The following is a 20980-nucleotide window of genomic DNA, read 5'->3' on the forward strand; positions in this document are numbered from 1 at the left end:
GGATTGAACATGGAGCACAATTCCAATCATATTGCCGACGATTCGATGTCGGGCGCCGACATCATCCTTCGCGTGCTGGCCGAACAGGGCGTCGATACCTTGTTCGGCTACAGCGGCGGCGCGATTCTGCCCACTTACGACGCCGTGTTCCGCTTCAACGAAGCGCATGCGGATCGACCCGAGCGGCAGATCAGGCTGGTCGTCCCGGCGAACGAACAGGCGGCGGGCTTCATGGCCGCCGGCTACGCGCGGGCCAGCGGCAAGGTCGGCGTTTTCATGGTGACGTCGGGGCCGGGCGCGACGAACGCGGTGACGCCGATCGCCGATTGCAACGGCGATTCCGTGCCCGTCGTGCTGATCTGCGGACAGGTGCCGCGCGCGGCGATAGGCAGCGATGCGTTTCAGGAGGCGCCCGTCTTCAACATCATGTCGGCGTGCGCCAAGCAGGTCTTTCTCGTGACCGATCCGGCCCGGCTCGAACAGACCGTGCGCACCGCATTCGAGATCGCGCGCACGGGCCGGCCGGGTCCCGTCGTGGTCGACGTGCCGAAGGACATCCAGAACTGGCGGGGCCCGTATCGCGGACACGGCACATTGCAGTTTCGCGGCTACTCGGATCGTCTTCGGCAGGTGGCGAAGGGCGCGCGTCTCGACGAACGCGGTTGCGCCGAATTCTTCGAGCTTCTTGCGCAAAGCCGGCGACCGCTTCTGTACGCGGGCGGCGGCGTGATCGCATCGGGCGCGGCGGCCGAGTTGCGCGCGTTCGCCGCGCGCTACCAGATTCCCGTCGTGACGACGCTGATGGGGCTCGGAGCCATGCCATCGAGACACGAACTCGCGCTCGGGATGCTCGGCATGCACGGCGCGGCGTGCGCGAACTACGCGGTGGAGGACTGCGACTTCCTGATCGCGGTGGGCGCGCGCTTCGATGACCGCGTCGCGGGCGGCCGTCCTGAAGCGTTCGCGCCGAAGGCCCGGCATGTCGCGCACATCGACATCGACGAAGCGGAAATCGGCAAGGTCAAGCGCGCGCACTGGACGCACATCGGCGATGCAAAGGACACGCTTCGTTCGATGATGACGCTCGGTCCGGCGGCGCGCGCCCCGTCGGACTGGATCGCGGAGGTGACGGCGCTGAAAAGCACGCACGGCATGAATTACGACCGGCATAGCGTCGCCATCCAGCCGCAACGCGTCATCGAGAAGCTCAGCGAAATCACCGGCGGGCGCGCGATCATCAGCACGGGCGTAGGCCAGCATCAGATGTGGGCTGCGCAGTTCTTCGATTTCGTCGAACCGCGCAGCTTCCTCACGTCGGGCAGCATGGGAACGATGGGATTCGGCCTGCCCGCGGCGATCGGCGCGCAGTTCGCGCGGCCGGACGCACTCGTGATCGATATCGATGGCGACGGCAGCATCCGGATGAACGTCGGCGAACTGGAAACGGCCAGCACGTATGGCGTTCCGGTCAAGGTGCTGCTGCTCAACAATTGCGGCGACGGGATGATCCGGCAATGGCAGCGTCTCTTTTACGACGGGCGGCTGTTCGTGAGCGACAAGGCGCTTCATCGCAAGGATTTCGTGCTGGCGGCCCGGGCCGATGGATTCGAATTCGCCGCCCGCGTGCGCACGCCGGGTGAGCTGGAGGACAAGCTCAGAGCGTTCGTGGAGTTCGACGGTCCCGCCTTTCTGGAAGTGATGATCGATCAGAACGCCGATGTGTTTCCTATGGTCGGTCCGGGACAGCGCTATTCGAGCATGATCACGGGTCCTTTCATCCCGTCCCGGTCGGAGCACGCTTCGTCGTTCGCAGCCGGAACGGACATGTTCTGACGCTCACGGACCAGGATCATGGATGCGAATCTGATACACAAGGCGCTCGCCAATCCGCTGCGCCGCGAGATTCTCGCGTGGCTGAAAACGCCGGATGACGTGTTCGCGCACGAGCGTGTTGCTTTTGGACAGGGCGTGCCGCTGAACCTGATTCAGGCGCGCAGCGGACTTTCGCAATCGACGGTCTCGGCCCATGTCGCCGCGCTGATCGCGGCCGGACTGCTGGTTTCGACGCGCGTCGGTCAGTTCGTTTTCCTGTCGAGAAACGAGGCGGTCATCGAAGCGTTCATCGGACAGATTGGCCGGGGGCTGTGACGCAGAACACCATCGCGACCTTCACCGCGCGTGCTATCTTTTGAGAGACACTTTCCGCTCGGGAGAGATCGTGGACGTCGCCGCCTGGCTGCGCAGCCTCGGGATGGAACGGTACGAGCCGGCGTTCCGCGAGAACGCCATCGATGCCGCCGTGCTGCGCCGTCTCACGGCCGACGATCTGAAGGAACTCGGCATCGCTTCAGTCGGACATCGCCGCAAACTGCTCGATGCGCTCGCCGAGCTTCGCCATCCCGCCGCGACTCCGTGCGAAGCCAAAGGAGAGCGACGGCAAGTCGCCGTGCTCTTCGCCGATCTGTGCGGCTTCACGGAGATGAGCCGTGAAGCCGATCCCGAAGACGTCGTCGCTGTGCTCGATCGATACTTCGAGCAGGTCGATCGCATCGTCGATCAGCATGGTGGACACATCGACAAGCATGTCGGCGACGCAATCATGGCGGTGTTCGGCGCGCCGGTTGCGCATGGAAACGATCTCGAACGCGCCGTGCGCGCCGCGCTCGCGATCCGGGATGCGATGCCTGGCCTGTCCCGCGCGCTCGCGCGTCCGGTCTTCGTGCATATCGGCATTGCGGGCGGCGAGGTCGTCGCCAGCGGCACCGGCAGCGCGACGCACCGCGCGTACACAGTAACCGGCGAGACGGTCAATCTCGCGTCGCGTCTCACCGGCGCGGCGGGGTCGGGGGAGATTCTGATATCGGAAGCCGTGCGACGCGCGCTGGCCGACCGCCTCGATTGCGTCGCGCGCGGCGAGCTTGCCGTCAAGGGCTTCGCAAAATCCGTCCCGGCGTGGTGCGTTGCGGGCTTGCGTCGCTCGATCCGTGAACGCGCGTTCGTCGGCCGCCGCGACGAGCTGCGGCAGTTGCGCGCCATGCTCGAAGCGTGCCGCGAAAGCGGCGGCGGGCGCACCGTCGTGCTGCGCGGCGAGGCCGGAATCGGCAAGACACGGCTCGTCGAGGAAATCGAACGCGCCGCGCGCGATGCCGGATTCGTCTGCCACGGCGGTCTCGTGCTCGATTTCGGCGCGGCGACCGGGCGTGATGCGATCCAGTCGCTCGTGCGCGGACTGCTGGATTTCGATGAAGATGCCGCTTCGAGCGCCATCGAACGCGCGCTCGCCGATGGCCTGATCGACCCCGGCGACACGCTCTTTCTCGACGATCTGCTCGACCTGCCGATGACCTTCGCGGACCGCGCGGTCTACGAGGCGATGGACAACGCGATGCGGGTGCGCGGCCGATTGCACGTCCTGACCCGGCTGGTCCGGCGCGCGAGCCGCAAGCGGCCCCGGCTGCTGGCCGTCGAGGATATTCACTGGTCGGACGGATCGACGCTACGGCAGCTCGCGGCGCTGTCCGCGACGGTGGCGCGCTGTCCGGCCATGCTGGTGCTGACCGCGCGCACGCTGAGCGATGCCCTGGACGACGCCCATTACACGCTCGTCGATCTGGCTCCGCTCAGCGCCAGCGAAGCGCAGGCGATGGCCGAATCGTTTCCCGGCGCGGACGCGGATCTGGCTGGGCGCTGCATTGCTCGCGCGGCGGGCAATCCGCTCTTTCTCGAACAGTTGCTCAACGATGCGAAAGAGGGTGCGGAAACCGGCGTGCCCGGCTCGGTGCGCAGTATCGTGCAGGCGCGGCTCGACCGGCTCGATCCCGCGGACAAACGCGTCCTGCAGGCGGCCTCGGTGCTTGGCCAGCGCTTCGGGGAGGACGCAGTCGATCATCTCGTCGATGCGACCGGCGCTGGCGTCGCGATGGAGCCGCTCGTGACGAGCCTTCTGTTGCGACGTCAGGGCAGCGGATTCATCTTCCATCACGCACTGATCCGCGACGCCATCTACGACGGGCTGCTGAAGAGCGATCGCCGCGAGCTGCATCGTCGGGCGGCGCAGTGGTACGGCGCGCGCGATCCGGTCTTGCGGGCCGAACATCTCGATCGCGCGGCGGACGACGAGGCGGCGCGCGCCTATTGCGACGCGGCGCGCGCGCAGGCGTCGGCGTATCGCCATGAATCCGCGTTGCGGCTCGTCGAGCGAGGACTCGAAGTCGCGCAAACGGGGGGCGAGCGCGTCGCGCTCCAGTGCCTTCGCGGCGATATCCTGCACGACACGGGCGACATGACCTCCGCGCTCGACGCCTTCGAAACCGCGCTCGAAGCCGCCGCGAACGACGCGGAACGTTGCCGTGCGTGGATCGGGCGCGCGACCGTGAAGCGCGTCATCGACGATCTCGACGGCGCCTGGACCGATCTCGACTGCGCAGCCGCCGTCGCTCAGGAGCTTCCGCGCGAGGCATCGCGCATTCACTTCCTGCGCGGCAATCTGTGCTTTCCGCGCGGCGATATCGAAGGATGCATCCGCGAACACGGCCGCAGCCTTGCGCTCGCGCGTGACGTGCAAGACCCCGAGCGGGAAGCGGCCGCGCTCGGCGGGCTCGGCGATGGCGAATACATGCGCGGCCGCATGATCAGCGCACACGACGCATTCAGCCGCTGCATCGAACTTTGCCGATGTCACGGGTTCGGGCGAATCGAAGTCGCCAATCTGCCGATGCGCGCCATCACCGCGTGGTTTGCCGGCGACGCGAACGCCGGACTCGACGCCGCGCTCGCCAGCGTCAGCGCGGCGGAAAAGGTCGGTCATCTTCGCGCGCTCGCGGTCGCGCATCACGCCGCGTGGCACTGTCTGCACGATCTCGGCGAATGGGCGCGTGCCTGGGAGCATGTCGGTCCGGCGTTGCAGTGCGCGCGCGAACTGAAATCGCGGCGCTTCGAAGGCGAGGCGCTCGCGCTGCGCGCGGAGTTGCATCGCGTGGCGGGCCGTCGGCATGAAGCGCTCGACGATATCGGCGAGGCGCTGTCGATCAGTCGCGAGACCGGCATGACGTATCTCGGCGCAAGCTATCTGGGCGTGCTTGCGCGCGCGACCGATGATGTCGATGTCTTCGAAAGCGCGCTCGCGGAAGGCGAAGCATTGCTCGCCGCCGGCGCGGTGAGTCACAATCACTTTCTGTTTCGACGTGACGCAATAGACGCGTGCATCGACCTCGCACGCTGGGACTCGGCCGCGCATCACGCGACGGCGCTCGAAGATTATGCGTGCCGCGAACCGTCGCCTTTTTCCGCGTTCGTGGTGGCGCGTGCGCGCGCGCTCGTTGCGTGCGGGAAAGGGAATCGGGACGCGGCATTGTCAGACGAACTCGATCGGCTCGGCGAAGCGGGCAGGAAGATGGGCTTTCTGTACGCGCTTCAGCGCATCGATGGGGCGCGTTCGGCCCAGGCGACTCGGGCGGATTCGGAAGACTGCGGATGAGGGTATCGATCATGTCGAGCATGTGGAAGCGCCGCGTCAGAGTATTCATCCAGCGATTCTGGCAGCCGACCAGTGCGTGCATGACCTGCATGCCTGGAAGCTGGAGCAGCATCGCCAACATGGGCCACTGGATGAACGCATTCAAAACCGGGCTTTTTACCGGGATTCTGGCGTTGCTGCTGACGTTCACCCCGGCAGCAAGGCTCTATGAAAACCGCTACGGCAATGCGTTGATCGTAGGTTTGCTGACCATCTTCGGCGATGCGTATTCGCACGAGAGCCACTATCGCTACGCTTACCTCGAGCATTTGTCGACCGGCGTCATGTCGGGGTTGTTGGCGCTCGCCGGATCGTTTATTTTCGAGGACCGCGCGCGCCGCGTCCGCGCGCTCTGGGCGCGAGTCTTCGGATAGTGCGATTGCGCCACGACAATTCAACGAACCCACTCATGTCATCGAACACCAAGCAGAAAGCCGAATTGCCCGACAAGCAGGATCTGGAAGCGATGTCGAACTTCCGCTACGAACTGCGCAAGTTCCTGCGCGTATCCGAGGAGATTTCCAACGCAGCCGGGATCACCACACTCCAGTATCAGCTGCTTTTGCACGTACGCGGGTTCCCCGAGCGGAAATGGGCCACGGTCGGCGAGCTTGCGGAGCGCCTGCAGGCTGCGCCCAATGGCACCGCTGCGTTGGTCTCACGCTGCGAGGCGACGGGGCTCGTCACGCGCAAGACCGACAAGACCGATCGCCGGCAAGTGCAAGTGCATCTGACGGCGAAAGGCGAGCGATGTCTGCTCCGGCTCGCGGCGCAACACAAGGCTCACTATGGTTCGTTCAGTTGGGTGTTCGGCGCAAGCGAGGCATGAGCCGATAGCCCCGGAGTCGGTGCGCATCGGAGGGTGATGCGAATTTATGTCACAATGTGCCTTAAATTTGAAACGGCCACTTTTCGATGCGAATTCCTGGATTCATCGACCGACGTACGATTTTGCGCGGCAGGCGGCTGTGGCTGCATTACGGCGTGTTCTGGATCGGCGCAGTCGCGACCGGGCTGATCGCGGTCATGTACGCACGCCTGATCGATTTCGGGTACGACGCCTTTCTGCGCGCCAACGCGCGCTACTGGTGGCTGCCTTTGCTGCTCACGCCCGCGATCGGCGCATTGAGTGTCTGGCTCACGCGCCGCTTCTTTCCCGGCTCCGAGGGCAGCGGCATTCCTCAGGTCATCGCGACGCTGCATGACAAGCGTGACCTCGGGCCGCGCCTGCTCACCTTGCGCATTCTCGTCGGCAAGATTTTCGTGTCGTTCCTGTCGATCCTCGGGGGCTTCACGATCGGCCGCGAAGGGCCGACCATCCATGTGGGCGCGGCGCTCATGTACAGCCTGCGGCGCTTCTATCCGGCGCGTCTGCGCAGCATTCGCGGCGGTGCGCTCGAACGCAAGCTGGCGCTCGCGGGCGCGGCGGCGGGACTCTCGGCGGCGTTCAACGCGCCGCTCGCCGGCGTGGTCTTCGCCATCGAAGAACTCACGCGCAGCTTCGAGGCGCGCACGAGCGGCGTGCTGATCACGGCGATCATCTTCGCCGGTATCGTCTCGCTCGCGCTGCAGGGCAACTACGTCTACTTCGGCACGATCGATCTGGTGGGCAGCCATTTCCCCGATTCGCTCGCGCTCGCCGTGATTCTGGTCGGCGCGATCACGGGCGTCGCTGGCGGAATATTTTGCTGGCTGCTTCTGAACACGCAACGCTGGATGCCGGCGCGCGTCATATCCTGGCGCGAGGTGCATCCGGTCGCGTTCGGCGCGGCGTGCGGCCTCGTCATCGCAGTGATCGGTCTGGCGTCGCGTGGTCATACATTCGGCAGCGGCTACGCGGAAGCGCGCGAGATGCTCGAAGCCCATTCCGATGTCGGCTTGAGCTATCCGCTGCTGAAAATGGCGTCGATGGTCGGCTCCTATCTACCCGGCGCGCCGGGCGGACTCTTCGCGCCGTCGCTGGCGATCGGCGCGGGCATCGGCAATGCGCTGCATCTCATCTTCGGCGGCGCGCATTTGCCATTGCCGATGTTGATCGCGCTCGGCATGGTCGGCTATCTGGCAGCCGTCACGCAGAGCCCGATCACGGCGTTCGTGATCGTCATCGAGATGATCAACGGGCACGCGCTCGTGCTGTCGCTGATGGCCACGGCACTGATTTCGAGTCAGGTTTCGCGGCTGTTCGCGCCACCGCTCTATGAAGCGCTGGCGCGCAAGTACATGAGCAAGTGACCTACATCAGGCGTCCCCACTCGTAGTCCACCTTGTCCGGCCGTATGCGGAACATGCCCGCGCCTGGCGTGAACGTCAGTTCACCGAAATAGATGGCGTCGTTGGCATCGTAGAGATCGACGCGCACGAATTCGAAGTCGCTCGCCAACTGGCGCGCCACCGACAGCAGCCGGTCCAGCTTTTCCGGACGTGGCGCCGGAACCGGGCTGCGCGCGTAGTGGCCGATCGAGATGTCGAGACGGTTCCAGTTTTCGTCGTACACATCGCCGCGCGGATGTCCTCCGAAGCGGTCCGTGACGACGAGCAGAAAGATCTTCGGATCGCCCGATTGCTTGTTGAAGACATGGAACTTGAGATCGGGCGGCACGATGCCATCCGGTCCGAGCAGCAGCGTCTCGAAGAAAATGCGCCGATCGATCGTGCGGTAATGGCGCTCGCGCGCGACCGCGTAGAAGTCCGTCGATAGCCAGCGCTGCGCGAGCGCATCGAGCTCCGCGAACGAGGTGTCGGCCTTGTTCTTCACGATCTTCACGAAGCTGCTGCCGTGATTCGCCTTCATCACGAAGGCCTGCGGAAGCGCATCGAACACGCTTTCGGTGAACGTCTCGGGCGCGGCGACGAGTGGCACGAGATACTCACTGCCGATCTTCCCGGCCACGTAATCGCGCACTTTCAGCTTGTCGCTGAGATCGCCGTAACGCGGATCGGGATTGAGGCAGCGATGCAGGATTTTTTCGTTGAAGGTGGTCGGGTTGCGCATGCGCGGAAAACGCCCGATCCTGCGACGGTGATAAATGCTGAGGAAAAGGTTATCGGGCAACCAGTCCCTTACGCTGTGGAACAGCGTCTTTGACAGAGTCATTCGCATGCCCCCATGGTTGTGTCTGAAGCCATTGTCGCCCAGATACGCGCTTCAGGTGGCACGAATCGGGTCAGAGGAATGCATTTGCACACCTGTGCCGAACAGGACCCGAATCCTAAGCTGAATCCCCGGTTGTGCGTATGTACGCCACCGCACACACCAAAAAATCGCGCGGCTGCAATGCGAGCCTGACGATAGTTCTACTTGCGACGATGCAGCATCGACGATACATTGCCTCTGGCCGGCGCATGAGATTGCCGGCGCGGTTTCTCTCTTTCGATGAGTCGCTGGCTTCCATCGGCATGTGCCCGACTGGAGACGTTCGGTTGAACCGAACGTCGCAGCGACAGGCGTCAAACCTTGCGTCAATCGTGTCGGGATCGTCTTGACGAGCATGTCTGTTCTTGCGTCGGGAACGACCCGCGATGCTTCCGGCGCATACGCCATGCATGCTTTGCGCATGCGCCCGCAGTGCAGCCCGCAACACCTTAAGCAATCCTTCAGACGAGGGGCGGAGTCGACACATGCTCAAAGAGAAACAGACACAGATTCGGTGGATGAGCGGCGCAGTCCTCGCAGCCGCCCTTGCAACATTGGCCGCTTGCGGCGGCGGTGGCGGCGGATCGGGCAGCAATTCGAGTTCGCCGGCCGCAGGCAGCGCGCCCGCGTCGGGCGCGACGCCCGCGTCGGGTCCCGATACCGGCGCGAGCGCGCCCGCCGCGAACGCCACGCCGACGCTCGCCGCGGCGACCGCGCTCGTCGACGGCACGACGATCGGCGCGGCGCAGTGGAGCGACGGCTCGACCGCGACCGGCGGCACGGGCCAGGCGGTCAGCAACCTCAATTGCACGGTCGCGGGCGCGAAGTACAGCTACGCGCACGTGTCGGTCTACCAGAACGGCAAGCAGCTCGCATTGCCGGCGAACATCGGCACCGTCGTGCCGACCATGGCGCGGCAGACGGGCTGCGTCTATCCGGTCCACACGGTCGATGCGTCGGGCAAGATCCGCATGGACGTGACATCGAACGCGTCGTACACGCTCGGTCAGTTCTTCGCCGTCTGGGGTCAGCCGCTCAGCACGACCAACGTCGCGGGCCTGACCGGCGCGGTAACCGCATGGGTGAATACGGGCGGCACGCTCGCGCAGTACACCGGCGATCTCTCGAGCCTCGTGTTGCCGCCGCACGGCGAAGTGACGCTCGTCGTCGGAACGCCGCCGGCGCAGATCGCGACCTACACATGGACCGATCCGCCGCCGTTCACATCGACTGTCACCACGCTCAGCTTCGGCGGCGTCATTGGCAGCTCGTTCTGGCCGAACGGCAACACGGCGACGGGCGGCACTGGCGCAACGGTCGACGGCCTGATCTGCGCGGCGGGCATGGCCGAAACCTTCCACGTGCATTCGCATGTCGCGATCTTCAAGGACGGCCAGTGGCTCGCGTTCCCGGCTAACGTCGGCATCCTGCCGCAATGCAACTACGAGACGCACACGCACGACAACACCGGCATCATCCATATCGAAACGCCGAACGTGAAGCCGTTCACGCTCGGCCAGGTCTTCGATATCTGGGGTCAGCCGCTCTCCAGCACGAACGTGGCCGGCATCACGGGCAACATCGTGGTCTATATCAACGACAACGGCGATGTCCGGCGCTACACCGGCGACCCGCGCAACATCCCGCTCACTTCGCTGCGCGATATCACGTTCCAGATCGGCACGCCGCTGACGACGCTGCCGACCTATTCGTGGTACGAGCCGCAATGACCGGGCAATAGTCAGTCAGACCGCCTCCGGCTCCGCCTGGCCTGTGCGCGCCAGGGAGCGGGCGGTCGTCTGATGCGGCGATGCGCCGCTTCGGCGAAGACGAACGCCAGCGCGATCAGCGCGGCGGCGACGAGGCTCAGATTCCGTGCGCCGATCGACGGAATCAGCGCGCCGCCGAGTAGCCCCGAGCACGCCAGTCCGATGTACGTCGCCGTGTTGTTCAACGCGAGCAGCAACGGCGCGACATTCGGTGAGATATATACGAGACGGTGTTGTTGCGGAACGAGGAGACCCCATCCGCAGATCCCCCAGACCACGAGCGCGACCGCCGCGCTGACTGCGTGCGCGGACGTCCACGGCAACGCGCAGAAATTGACGATGGCGAGCCACAGCATCGCATCGATCAGCGTGCGGCTCTCGAAGCGGTCCACGAGACGGCCGGCCAGCAGGTTGCCGGCCGTCGCCGCCACGCCCCACAACAGAAACAGGCCTGCGAGAATACGTTCATCGCCGTGGGTCACGCGCGCGAGCACCACGCCCGCGTACGTGTAGACCATCAGGAACCCGCCGAATGCGAATAGCGACGTGAGCAGCGTGAGCGCGACGCGCGCATCGCGCACCGGCGCGAGCCGCGCCCGCAAACTGACCGATCCCGGTTGAGGGACCGCTGGCAGCAGCGTCCATACGCCGATCATCGCGACGCTGCCGAGCAGCGTGACGAACCAGAGCGTCGTTCTCCAGCTACCGAATCCGCCGATGAACGTGCCGATCGGCGAGCCGAGCGCGGTGGCCGCCGTCAGGCCCGCCGTGACGGTAGCGAGCGCGCGGCCGCGCTTTTCGGGCGCCGCCACCGCCGACGCAACGCCCAACGCGGTCGGCGAGAACAGCGCGGCGCCGAATCCGGCCAGCGCGCGGGCCGCGAGAACCCAGTGCAAGCCGGTGGCGAGCGCGCTGATCGCGTTGCCGACGACGAAAATACCCAACGCCGAAATCAGCAGACGCTTGCGCGGCCAGTTGCCCGCCACCGCCGCCATGACGGGCGCGGCGAGCGCGTAGGTCAGCGCGTAGCACGTCACCATCAGCCCGGCCAGCCCGACCGATGTATGCAGCGACGCGGCCACGCCCGGCAGGATGCCGGCGACGACGAAGTTGTCGGTGCCCATCGCGAACATGCCCGTTGCCAGTATCAGTAATCGACGATCCATACGAAAGTGCGCTCCTTGCACGCGCGAACGGTGAATGGAAGCAAGCTTAATCGTCGTTGACCGCGTCTCAAATGTCATATATACAAACGATTTAGGACATGGACGGGGCAGGTTATGCATGCGATCGGTTTCGTGGTGTTCCCGAGTTTCTATCTGCTCGGGTTTGCGGCCGTGACCGCTTTCGAACTCGCCAGTGCCGTGCTGGGCGAGCCCGCGTATGACGTGACGGTGCTGTCCGAAGAGGGCGGGCTGGTGATGTCGTCGGCGGGTGTGCGGGTCGAGACACAGGCTTTCGGCGATGCCACGTTCGATACCGTCATGTTCGGCTCGGGCGTCGAAACGGACACCGTGTCGCCTGCGTTGACCGCGTTCGTCAGGCGCTCGCTAAGCACGTCGAGGCGGATCGCCGCGCCGTGCACGGGCGCGTTCATCCTGGCCGAAGCAGGCGTGCTCGACGGCCGCCGCGCGACGACTCACTGGCGCTTCGCCAACGAACTGCAGCGCCGCTTTCCGCAAGTCGTCGTGGAAGACGATCAGATTTTCATCGTCGATGGACCCATCTGGACCTCAGCCGGCATGACGGCCACCATCGACATGGCGCTCGCCATGATCGAGCGGGATCACGGACAGGACGTGTCGCGCGCGGTCGCGCGCAAGCTCGTCATCTATCACCGGCGCGCGGGCGGGCAGTCCCAGTTTTCGACTCTGCTCGACCTCGAACCGAAATCCGACCGCATCCAGAAAGCCATCAACTACGCGAACGGCAATCTGCGCAAGCCGCTGACGGTCGAGGAACTGGCCGACGTCGCCGGTCTGAGTCCGCGTCAGTTCAGTCGCGCGTTCAGCGCCGAGACGGGGCAATCGCCTGCCAAGGCCGTCGAACATTTGCGTGTGGAGGCCGCGCGGCTACTGCTCGAAAAAGGGCGTCTGTCGCTGGACGCGATCGCGGATGAAGTCGGCTTTGCCGATCGCGAGCGGATGCGGCGCGCGTTCGTGCGCACGACAGGACAGCCGCCTCAGGCCGTTCGCCGCTTCAGCCGGCAATCCGCGCGCTGAACGCCGACGCCCGCGGCACGATGGTTGCTGTGCGAGTGAGCGGTAATCGACGGCGACGCGTGGTCGCAAAACAGGGAGGCAGTGATGGACGATCAGAAAGAGCAGGACCGCATTCGTCGTCGTGCGTACGAAATGTGGGAGCGCGAGGGCAGTCCGGAAGGGCGCGCCGAGGAGTTCTGGCAGAAGGCGATTTCATCGCTCGAAGCGGAGGATACGCAGGGAGCCGGCGATGCCGCGTCCAGTCAGCCAGCGCGCGAGGCCGAGGACAAGGACAAATAGCCCGCGCCTCATCCTTTCCCCGACCTTCCTGCGAAATTTCAGCGATGTTCCAAATCGGCTGAAAAAGCGGCGTTTTGCAAGGCTGATCGCCGAATTGGCGCTGAAGCCCATCCCTTACGCTCATGACATCGGTGCATGGCTTCGCGAAGCCGCATCCGGTCTGTCATGCGCCGCCGAATCGCGGCGTCCCGCTTTTTTTCAGCAAGGTCATCGTGAAGCCGATTTTTCTCACTGCCGCGGCGAGCGCGGCGTTTTCCCTGTTTCTCTCCGCGTGCGGCGGATCGTCCGCGTCCACGTCGGGCGGCGTGTACATGGGACCGGTCGCGAACGCATCGGTGGCCGCGCATGAAATCGCCGCCGACGGCACCGTGTCCGACAAGGCCGCCGCCACCGCCACGACCCACAGCGACGGCACCTTCGAACTGCGCGGCAGCCTGCGCTATCCGCTGCTCGTGCGTGTGACGGGCGGCAGCTTCGAGGAGGAATCGAACGGCGCGTCCACGAACCTGTCCGGCGAACTTGATGCGGTCTATCTGAGCGCGCCGACGCAGATCGTCGTCTCCACGTACTCGAACGCCGTCGTCGCCGATGCGCGTGCGGCGGGCGGGCTCGTCGCGGGCAATATCGCGGCGGCAATGTCGCGCGTGAACGCGTTCGCCGGCGATATCGACGTGCAGCAGACCACGCCGGCCTTCGTCGTCACGGGCACGACATCGACAGTCACGGACGGCGCGAAGATGAGTCTCGCGCTCGGCGCGGAATCCGAGAGTCGCATCGCCGACGGCGGCAGCATCGACGCGAGCACGCGCAACATCGTCGCGCAGGCGGCCAATGGCGACACGCTCGCGTCGTGCCACGCGGGCGCGGGCGATATCGCGGCGGACGGCACGCTCGGCGCGCCGGGCGGCGTCAATTGCTCGATCACCGCCGGCGCGGCGGCCTACATGACGAACGCGCGCAATCGCTCGGGCATCACGTCCGCCGCGCAGATCGAGCCGGTCATGCCGGGCGCGGTGCAGACCGCGAAGGGCAGCGCGAGCACATGCGGCGATCGCGTCGCGTTGCTGAACGACAATCTCGCGCTCTTCGAAGGCCGCAAAAACTACGTGCAGGCGAAGCTCACCGGCGCATTGACGAAAGCCAACTGGGCGAGCTGGCAGACCATCAGCAGCTGGGGCCCGCTCGCCGGTCAGTACGGCGCGATCCAGCCGCCCGCCGGTTGCGCGGATATCGACACGTTCCAGCGCGAACTCGTGATGGCGGTCGAGAATTTCTGGGTCGACCAGAACCTCAACTATTGCCATCACCACATTCCGGGCTGGCTGCCGCCCGACGATTCCGCGCTCGCGGACCCGAAGTACCGCAACGCATCGGCGGGCAGCACCTCGGGCGCGAAGGGCGACTCGGCCCAGAAGTACGGCATGACCTGCACGGCGCAGCGCAACGGCGTCGACGGCTCGCAGATCGTCCAGCGCAAGGGCGAAGCGAGCGCGCGGGCGCTGCCTTCCGCGCAGGTGCAATGGCACGGCGTGGACTGCTCGGACTTCACCGCGTGGGTCTACAACTTCGCGGGACTGACCACGGACAATCGCGAAGTCGAAACCGGCATCACCACGCAGGCGTGCATGACGCCCGCCGGCGCGACGAGCACGCCGAAATGGGCCGGCCCGACGCAGACGGGCGTGCTGTTCGACATCAACCACGGCAACTTCGACGCCACGTCGAAGCATCTGATGCCGGGCGACCTGCTTTACATCACGCTCGCGCCGCCGAAGCAGAACGGCGTGACCGTCCCCGAGACGGCGACTTCGACGATCGGCCTGTCGCACGTCGTCACGTGGACCGGCAAGAAGTGGTCGGAGCTGCGCAACGGGCCGGAAGGCTGGCGTTACGACCCGGCGCACATCGGCGAGCCGGGCTCGCGTCTGGGCGGCGATCTCGCCTACATCCTCAACGACGACGACGTGCTGGGCGCGCTCACGAAACTCGATCCTTACATGATCATCGACAGTCATTACGCCGGGCCTGCGTATCGGCCGTTCTACGGCTGGTATCGCGGCAGCGTGTCGAACGTGCGCCGCATCGTCGGTGCGGACGCGGTGCGTGCCAATCCGGAACTCGCGGATCTGATCATCGCGCAACAGCCGTCGATGAGCCGTCAGGCCGCGAAGGGCACGCTCGGGCAGATCGTGCTCGCGTCGAAGCACGGTCTTGCGAACGGCGGCTACCGCCTGCAGTACACGCAGGGCGCCAACGGCGCGCTGGCCGCCTGCGAGCGCGTGGGTATCGCCCGGTAAGGCAAGCGGCGCGGCAAAGCCACGAATAGTCGCCTCTTTGGCGCTCTCTTCGAGGTTTTGTCCGCGCCGCGCATCGCTACACTTTCCGACGTAATTCAACCCGTTTAAAGCAAAAACAAGGAACGGCGATGGCCGACGCTGTGGACCATTACTTTGTCGGCTTGACGCAGCAGGCTTCGGCGGGCGGACTCGCGCGACTGCGCGGCCACGGCGCGCCGACGATTCCCGCTTCGCGCGTGTATCCGGTCGGCCCGCGTTTCAAGGCGTTCGTGCAGCCGCTCGTGACGCTGCTCCATGACGACGATCACGTGCGCGACATCGTGCTGCGTCCCGTGCTCGGGCGCTATGGATCGAGTCAGGAACTCTCGGTCGGACTCGAAGTGAAGGCGGCCGTGGGCTTCGACGCCGCCGCGCTCGCCGCCCGCGTGTTCTCGCTCGCAGATGCCGCCGCGCAAACCGATGCCTTCGTGGGCCGCGTGCTGCCGCCCGGCGAATGGACCGACAACGCGCGGCCCGGCCTCACCGTGATGTTCCGCGAGCCGACGCGCATCGCCGATACGGTCGAGCTGGTGCGCAAGATCGTCGGCTTTCCGGGCGAAGGCTGGCCGATCGACGGCTTCACGATGATTCCATCGGCGCAAAGCCGCATCGGCATCGTGCAGGGGCTGCGCTACATCTTTCTTCCGGAAATCAGTATCCGCTGGGACCTCGATCTGCGCGCGCGCCTCGCCGCGAGCGACGACGAGATCGACGTGATCCTGCTCGATCAGGCCACGCGCATCGGACGGCTGTGCAAGGCGCTCCAGCAGAACCCGACGATCGAGGCCGCGTGGCTGAGCTGGTTCGACATCATGGTCGCGGGCATCGAGGACTATCGCGAGGTGATCGGCGTGCTGGCGGCGGAGCAGGGCGCGCGCGTCGCCGATCCGAAGTCGATGACGCGCATGGTCTTCTCCGAAATCCTTCAGTTGACGAGTTCGGGCGTGCTGCAAAAACGCCTTGAACATCTCGGCTTCGCCGGCGCGCGCGAGGAACACGCGCGCAAGGTGCCGAGCGTCGCGGCCTGAGCGCCTGATCCGATATGACCGCACTCCACCTCAACCTCAAACGAAGCAGCGTATGTCCGATCTGACGGCGGCCTTGTTCGCCCGCTACAACCGCGTCATGCGCATGGCGTTCGCCGGCGTGCTCGTCGTCGCGTGCGCGCTTGTCTATCTGCAATACCGCATGACGCTCGAAGCGCAAACCTCCAGCGTCAGCCAGCGCATGCAGGAACAGGCGATCGCGCTCGATGCGCTCGTGCGCAGCAGCACCGACGCCGTCAACTCGATGCGTATCCAGAGTGAAACATGGCTGCGCCTGCATCCTCAAGGCACGACGGATTCGCCCTTGCTCGCCGCGCTGCGGCCGGGGAAGCAGCCGAACAGCATCCAGCTCGACGCGCTGCCGCCGCCGTGGACCGCCGCCGATGCCGGCAATCTGACGGGCCTCGTCGGCCCGCGCACGCCGGCGCTCGATCGCGAACTGGAGATGGCGCTGAGCCTGAACGGCACGTTCAAGACGATCATGGCCAATCTGCCGGGCGCGACCTGGGTGTATTACACGTCTGCGCGCCGCTTCATCAATATCTATCCGTGGGTCGGCTCGGGCGATTTCTTCTACGCGGACTCGCTCAAGCAAAAGGAATTCTTCACGGGCGTGCAGACGGCCGCCGATCCCGATCACGCCGTTCTGTGGACACCCGTCTATGTCGATGAAGCGGGCAAGGGCGTCATGGTCACCGCATCGGCGGGCGTGTTCGATGCCGGTCAGTTTCGCGGCTCGGTCTCGCTCGATCTGACGCTCGGCTGGCTCAACCAGTTCGTGCGGACCTGGCCGCCGGGACTGGGCCGCATGTTCATCGTCAACGACCGGGGACAGTTGCTCGCCGACCCGACGCTCGTGCACGACGGCGCGCAGCAGGTGCTATCGGCTGAAGATGCCTTTCCGCCCGAATTGCGCCGCGACGTGCAAGGCATGCTCAAGGACGCCGATGGCCGCCTGACGACGCGCGACGGCTACTACATCGAAGCGGTCGAGATCAAACATGCGCCGTTCCGTCTCGTGCTCTTGTTGCCGCGCTGGAATCTGCAGCGCGTGGCGCTGGAGACGGGCGTGCCGAGCGTGCTGGTGCTCGTGCTGAGCCTCACGCTGATGCTCATGATCGCGAGCCGCATGACCTACAACGATGCGATCGTGCCCGCACAAAAGCTGGTGCGCTATATCCAGGACGAGGACCGCGGCTCGGTCAAATCGATCCCCGATATTCCGCAGGCATGGCGGCCGTGGTTCCTGACCATCCAGAACGTGTTCAACGCGCATACGAAGCTCGTGTCGATCCAGCAGGAACTCGATGTCGCGCGGCGCATGCAGCAGTCGATCGTGCCGACGCGCTTCCCGTCGCGACCCGACCTGCAGATGTTCGCGCGCATGATTCCGGCGCGCGAAGTCGGCGGCGACTTCTATGATTACTTCTGGCTCTCCGATCAGAGAATCGGCATCGTGATCGCGGATGTCTCGGGCAAGGGCGTGCCGGCCGCGCTGTTCATGGCGGTATCGCGCACGCTGTTGCGCGCGATCGCGCCGAGCGCCGCGAGTCCGGGCGCGTGTCTTGCGCTCGCCAACGATCTGCTCTCGCAAGACAATGAAGCGACGATGTTCGTGACGCTGTTCTACGGCATTCTGGATACCGCGACGGGCGAGCTCGACTACGCCAACGGCGGGCATAATCCGCCGTATCTGATCGGTCCGGGCGGCGAGGTATCGCAGTTGCCGGGCACGGGCGGCATGGCGCTCGGCGTGATGGAAGGCACGCCGTTCGCGGAGGGACGCACGCGTCTCGAAGCGGGCTCCACGCTGCTGCTCTATACCGATGGCGTCACCGAGGCGTTCAATGCCGCCGACGAGGAATACGGCGAACTGCGTCTCGCGCAACATCTCGCCGGATCGACGGGCGAGAATGTCGAAGTCCTGCTCAAGCGGCTCTTCGACAGCGTCCATCAGTTCGCGGATGGCGCGCCGCAGTCGGACGACATCACCTGCCTTGCGGTTCACTACGGGGCTTCCGGAGCGACGAAGGCATGAACGTGACCGACACTCTCGACACGCAACTGGATGCGCAGGCGCCGGATATCGGCGAGCTGGTGAATCGTTTGCAGGCCCTCTTCGATGCGTGCGGCGTGCCGCCCGCGCTGTTCCAGAGCTTCGCGATGGCGTTCGACGAAGTGATCTCGAATATCGCGGCCTACGGTTCCGCGCACGATCCGATCCGCATCCACGTGACCGTCGGCGCGGACGAAGTGCGTGCCGAAGTCATCGACGACGGCGTGGCCTTCGATCCGCTCCAGTTGCCCGACCCCGATGTGACGAGCGCGCTCGACGATCGCGCGATCGGCGGTCTCGGCGTCTATCTGGTCAGAAAGATGATGGACGAAGTGGCCTATGAACGCCGCGAACAATTGAACTGCCTGAGCTTTCGCAAGCGCGTCGCCGCACAGCCGGACGCTTGAAGATCTACCGAGGAAACCGATGAATATCAACGAAACGCATGAAGGCGAAGTCCTGGTCATCGCCGTGAATGGCCGCATCGACAGCACGTCGTCGAAACCGCTCGAAGATGTCTTGCCGGAACGCGTGCAGGGCGCGCCGCGCGTGCTGCTCGACATGAGCGACGTGCAGTACGTCAGCTCCGCCGGACTGCGCGTGCTGTTGAAGGCGGCGAAGGTCGCGCGCAGCACGGGGCATGATCTGGTTCTGGCCGGGCTTCTGCCTCAGGTTCACGAAGTCTTTCAGGTGATCGGCTTCGATTCGCTGTTCCGCATCCTGCCCGATCGCGCGACGGCGATGGCCGCGCTTGCCAGATGAAAATGGAAAAGGCCGCCTCATTCGCGAGGCGGCCTTTTTGCTTGCTTCTACAGCCTGATCAGGACTTCGGCGCGAGCCACGAGTCTTCGGCTTCGATGCCGTCCGGCTCGTACGTCCACGTGATCTTCTCGTACGTGAACGACACGTCTTCCATGTGGCCCATCTGCTTGTTTTCCGGCGACAGGCAGTTCGGCGTCCACGACTGCATGTTGGTCAGGATCGCGTTCGACAGCTTCACGGTGTAGTACTTCTCTTCCGTGCCCTTCGGCGAGATGCGATAGAACTCCAGCGTCACATCCTTCATCTGCTCGCCGGACGTCAGCGCCTGGAACAGCTTCGGCGACGATTTGTCGATTTCCTTGGTGAGCGTCATCGCCTGATGGACGCGCTTGCCGGTCGGCAGGCCCGTTTGCGGGCTCTTCGGGATTTCGATGGTGTGATCGACGGCCTGGACGAGGATCTTTCCTTCGTGACCCTGAACCTTGGTCGAGCCTTCGATCTTGCCTTGGTTCTGGCCTTCGAGTGAGAGGTAGCACGGCATCGGCATGATTTTTTTCTCCGGTAGTTTCGCGCAGTTCGTTCTGCGCATGGGATGAATTCTGGGTGTGCGCCGTTACCGCCACGTTTCAGAAAAACGGGCTCAGGTTACGGATGAAACATGGGTTTCACGCGACCTGGTTGAAACGTTCGAGCGCGGACGCGCGCGTATCGGCGACGTTGAGAATGTTGAGAAATCCGCTGATCTCGAAGGCTTCGCGAATCTGGTCGTGCATGCCGCACAGGACCAGCCGTCCCGCGGATTGTTTGAGGCGCTTCGCCGCGATCAGGACGACCCGCAGTCCCGCGCTCGAGATATAGCCTAGCCCGCTCAGATCGAACAGCACCTGATTGGTGCCCTGATCGAGACGGCGCTGGATGTCGGCCTCGACCTGCGCCGAGTTCATGCTGTTCAGCGCGCCTTCGAGGCTCACGATGAGCACGTCGCCCTGGACTTCATACTGGTTTGCCACGATGGTCTCTCACGCAATGGCGATATCGCCTCGAAGCATTAACGGCAAAGAAACATAAAAGCTTGAGCAATCAGCCGCCGTCAAAACAGTTTCAAGAATTCCGCGGCGCTGTCGTTAATGCCCTCAGCGACAGGAAAGTCAGCGTATCACGCGGGTTTTGCGCCTAAGGCGCGAACAGAACCCGGAACCCGGTTCTCTTTGCGGCAATGACCGGGGATACAGCATGAGATCGTTCCGTGTCGCCAGCAGCATGCAAGGAATCAGCGGCGACGGCATTCGCGCACGATCGTGCTGACGCCGTTCAAAGCGGCCTGAATTTTTCATCAACACATTTGGTTTTGGGTTAGGGGGTAGGCATGGCATCTGACGGTTCAGTCGCTCCTAAGGAGCGGGTCAATATTGTGTATCGTCCGGCCACCGGAGATGCCAAGGCGGAAGTCGAGCTGCCGCTGAAATTGCTCGTACTCGGCGACTTCACCTTGCGCGACGACGATACGCCGATCGAAGACATGAAGCCGGTCAACGTCGACAAGGACAACTTCAACGAAGTGCTCAAGGGGCAGAAGCTCTCGCTCGATCTCGCGGTGCCGAACCGCCTCGAAGCGAACGCCGATCCGGAAGCGCAGATCGCGATGAACCTGAAGTTCGAGTCCATCGACGATTTCTCGCCCGACGCGATCGTCGAAAAGGTGCCCGAGTTGCGCCAGATGATCGCCCTGCGCGACGCGCTCAAGGCGCTCAAGGGACCGCTCGGCAACATTCCGGATTTCCGCAAGCGCGTTCAGGAACTGATCGAAGACGAAGGCGTGCGCGCGCGTCTGATGAGCGAACTCGGCATCGAGGAAAAGTGAC

Annotated in this window: 19 protein-coding genes; 15 read left to right on the forward strand and 4 right to left on the reverse strand. The window is 64.7% G+C overall.

The genetic code is table 11. The features are described from left to right. Positions 1–45 precede the first annotated feature (45 nt). From ilvB to AWB80_RS02795, 6 genes are all read left to right on the forward strand, one after another. Positions 46–1833 (forward strand): biosynthetic-type acetolactate synthase large subunit, encoded by a 1788-nt coding sequence (gene ilvB, locus AWB80_RS02770; RefSeq protein WP_061173501.1) that lies wholly within the window; start codon positions 46–48, stop codon positions 1831–1833. An 18-nt stretch (positions 1834–1851) separates the two neighbouring features. Continuing rightward, positions 1852–2148, forward strand: coding sequence for an ArsR/SmtB family transcription factor (locus AWB80_RS02775; protein ID WP_061173128.1), 297 nt, complete (start codon positions 1852–1854; stop codon positions 2146–2148). A gap of 70 nt (positions 2149–2218) precedes the next feature. Beyond that, positions 2219–5476, forward strand: coding sequence for an adenylate/guanylate cyclase domain-containing protein (locus AWB80_RS02780; protein ID WP_061173129.1), 3258 nt, complete (start codon positions 2219–2221; stop codon positions 5474–5476). An 11-nt stretch (positions 5477–5487) separates the two neighbouring features. After that, positions 5488–5889, forward strand: a complete 402-nt coding sequence (locus tag AWB80_RS02785) for a hypothetical protein (protein WP_061173130.1) — start codon at positions 5488–5490, stop codon at positions 5887–5889. A gap of 35 nt (positions 5890–5924) precedes the next feature. Next, entirely contained in the window at positions 5925–6344 is a 420-nt protein-coding gene (locus AWB80_RS02790; RefSeq protein WP_061173131.1) for a MarR family winged helix-turn-helix transcriptional regulator, read from the forward strand. Between the two features lie 86 nt (positions 6345–6430). Next, positions 6431–7747, forward strand: coding sequence for a chloride channel protein (locus tag AWB80_RS02795; RefSeq protein WP_061173132.1), 1317 nt, complete (start codon positions 6431–6433; stop codon positions 7745–7747). Between the two features lies 1 nt (position 7748). Here the strand turns inward: AWB80_RS02795 and AWB80_RS02800 are convergent, their stop codons facing one another. After that, entirely contained in the window at positions 7749–8507 is a 759-nt protein-coding gene (locus tag AWB80_RS02800; RefSeq protein WP_341866802.1) for an ATP-grasp fold amidoligase family protein, read from the reverse strand. Positions 8508–9133: 626 nt separating this feature from the next. Here AWB80_RS02800 and AWB80_RS02805 point away from each other — a divergent pair. Next, a complete protein-coding gene (locus AWB80_RS02805; RefSeq protein WP_244206363.1) occupies positions 9134–10378 on the forward strand; it encodes a hypothetical protein in 1245 nt (414 codons plus the stop codon). Positions 10379–10389: 11 nt separating this feature from the next. Here AWB80_RS02805 and AWB80_RS02810 read toward each other — a convergent pair whose 3' ends face one another. Continuing rightward, complete coding sequence (locus tag AWB80_RS02810; RefSeq protein WP_061173134.1) at positions 10390–11583, reverse strand: MFS transporter; 1194 nt, start codon at positions 11581–11583, stop codon at positions 10390–10392. A 114-nt stretch (positions 11584–11697) separates the two neighbouring features. On the opposite strand from AWB80_RS02810, the gene AWB80_RS02815 reads away from it, so the two are divergent. The 7 genes from AWB80_RS02815 (at position 11698) to AWB80_RS02845 (ending at position 19118) form a co-directional block, all read left to right on the forward strand. Next, a complete protein-coding gene (locus AWB80_RS02815; protein ID WP_061173135.1) occupies positions 11698–12639 on the forward strand; it encodes a GlxA family transcriptional regulator in 942 nt (313 codons plus the stop codon). 84 nt (positions 12640–12723) lie between these two features. After that, the gene (locus AWB80_RS02820; protein ID WP_061173136.1) at positions 12724–12918 is read left to right on the forward strand and encodes a DUF2934 domain-containing protein; all 195 of its coding nucleotides are present in this window, start codon (positions 12724–12726) and stop codon (positions 12916–12918) included. Positions 12919–13040: 122 nt separating this feature from the next. After that, positions 13041–15215 (forward strand): hypothetical protein, encoded by a 2175-nt coding sequence (locus tag AWB80_RS02825; protein ID WP_244206364.1) that lies wholly within the window; start codon positions 13041–13043, stop codon positions 15213–15215. Between the two features lie 128 nt (positions 15216–15343). Continuing rightward, positions 15344–16282, forward strand: coding sequence for a hypothetical protein (locus AWB80_RS02830; RefSeq protein WP_061173137.1), 939 nt, complete (start codon positions 15344–15346; stop codon positions 16280–16282). Between the two features lie 52 nt (positions 16283–16334). Continuing rightward, entirely contained in the window at positions 16335–18338 is a 2004-nt protein-coding gene (locus tag AWB80_RS02835) for a SpoIIE family protein phosphatase (RefSeq protein ID WP_061173138.1), read from the forward strand. Then, entirely contained in the window at positions 18335–18763 is a 429-nt protein-coding gene (locus AWB80_RS02840; RefSeq protein WP_061173139.1) for an ATP-binding protein, read from the forward strand. Before AWB80_RS02835 ends, AWB80_RS02840 begins: the two co-directional genes overlap by 4 nt. 19 nt (positions 18764–18782) lie before the next feature. After that, the gene (locus tag AWB80_RS02845; RefSeq protein WP_061173140.1) at positions 18783–19118 is read left to right on the forward strand and encodes an STAS domain-containing protein; all 336 of its coding nucleotides are present in this window, start codon (positions 18783–18785) and stop codon (positions 19116–19118) included. 58 nt (positions 19119–19176) lie between these two features. On the opposite strand, the gene AWB80_RS02850 is transcribed toward AWB80_RS02845, so the two are convergent. Together AWB80_RS02850 and AWB80_RS02855 are read right to left on the reverse strand one after the other, a co-directional pair. Then, on the reverse strand, positions 19177–19665 hold the full coding sequence (locus tag AWB80_RS02850) for an Hcp family type VI secretion system effector (RefSeq protein ID WP_014192973.1): 489 nt from the start codon (positions 19663–19665) through the stop codon (positions 19177–19179). Between the two features lie 118 nt (positions 19666–19783). Next, a complete protein-coding gene (locus AWB80_RS02855; protein ID WP_061173141.1) occupies positions 19784–20128 on the reverse strand; it encodes an STAS domain-containing protein in 345 nt (114 codons plus the stop codon). 356 nt (positions 20129–20484) lie between these two features. On the opposite strand from AWB80_RS02855, the gene tssB reads away from it, so the two are divergent. Then, positions 20485–20979, forward strand: a complete 495-nt coding sequence (gene tssB, locus AWB80_RS02860) for a type VI secretion system contractile sheath small subunit (RefSeq protein ID WP_061173142.1) — start codon at positions 20485–20487, stop codon at positions 20977–20979. Position 20980: the final 1 nt, after the last annotated feature.

The sequence above is a fragment of the Caballeronia pedi genome, from assembly GCF_001544915.2.
Lineage (GTDB): Bacteria > Pseudomonadota > Gammaproteobacteria > Burkholderiales > Burkholderiaceae > Caballeronia > Caballeronia pedi.

Excerpts from the sequence above, each read along its gene's own strand:
- ilvB (WP_061173501.1), top strand. The coding sequence starts at position 46 with ATGTCGGGCGCCGACATCATCCTTCGCGTGCTGGCCGAACAGGGCGTC.
- AWB80_RS02775 (WP_061173128.1), top strand. The coding sequence starts at position 1,852 with ATGGATGCGAATCTGATACACAAGGCGCTCGCCAATCCGCTGCGCCGC.
- AWB80_RS02785 (WP_061173130.1), top strand. The coding sequence starts at position 5,488 with ATGTCGAGCATGTGGAAGCGCCGCGTCAGAGTATTCATCCAGCGATTC.
- AWB80_RS02790 (WP_061173131.1), top strand. The coding sequence starts at position 5,925 with ATGTCATCGAACACCAAGCAGAAAGCCGAATTGCCCGACAAGCAGGAT.
- AWB80_RS02795 (WP_061173132.1), top strand. The coding sequence starts at position 6,431 with ATGCGAATTCCTGGATTCATCGACCGACGTACGATTTTGCGCGGCAGG.
- AWB80_RS02800 (WP_341866802.1), bottom strand. The coding sequence starts at position 8,507 with ATGCGCAACCCGACCACCTTCAACGAAAAAATCCTGCATCGCTGCCTC.
- AWB80_RS02805 (WP_244206363.1), top strand. The coding sequence starts at position 9,134 with ATGCTCAAAGAGAAACAGACACAGATTCGGTGGATGAGCGGCGCAGTC.
- AWB80_RS02810 (WP_061173134.1), bottom strand. The coding sequence starts at position 11,583 with ATGGATCGTCGATTACTGATACTGGCAACGGGCATGTTCGCGATGGGC.
- AWB80_RS02815 (WP_061173135.1), top strand. The coding sequence starts at position 11,698 with ATGCATGCGATCGGTTTCGTGGTGTTCCCGAGTTTCTATCTGCTCGGG.
- AWB80_RS02820 (WP_061173136.1), top strand. The coding sequence starts at position 12,724 with ATGGACGATCAGAAAGAGCAGGACCGCATTCGTCGTCGTGCGTACGAA.
- AWB80_RS02825 (WP_244206364.1), top strand. The coding sequence starts at position 13,041 with ATGACATCGGTGCATGGCTTCGCGAAGCCGCATCCGGTCTGTCATGCG.
- AWB80_RS02830 (WP_061173137.1), top strand. The coding sequence starts at position 15,344 with ATGGCCGACGCTGTGGACCATTACTTTGTCGGCTTGACGCAGCAGGCT.
- AWB80_RS02835 (WP_061173138.1), top strand. The coding sequence starts at position 16,335 with ATGTCCGATCTGACGGCGGCCTTGTTCGCCCGCTACAACCGCGTCATG.
- AWB80_RS02840 (WP_061173139.1), top strand. The coding sequence starts at position 18,335 with ATGAACGTGACCGACACTCTCGACACGCAACTGGATGCGCAGGCGCCG.
- AWB80_RS02845 (WP_061173140.1), top strand. The coding sequence starts at position 18,783 with ATGAATATCAACGAAACGCATGAAGGCGAAGTCCTGGTCATCGCCGTG.
- AWB80_RS02850 (WP_014192973.1), bottom strand. The coding sequence starts at position 19,665 with ATGCCGATGCCGTGCTACCTCTCACTCGAAGGCCAGAACCAAGGCAAG.
- tssB (WP_061173142.1), top strand. The coding sequence starts at position 20,485 with ATGGCATCTGACGGTTCAGTCGCTCCTAAGGAGCGGGTCAATATTGTG.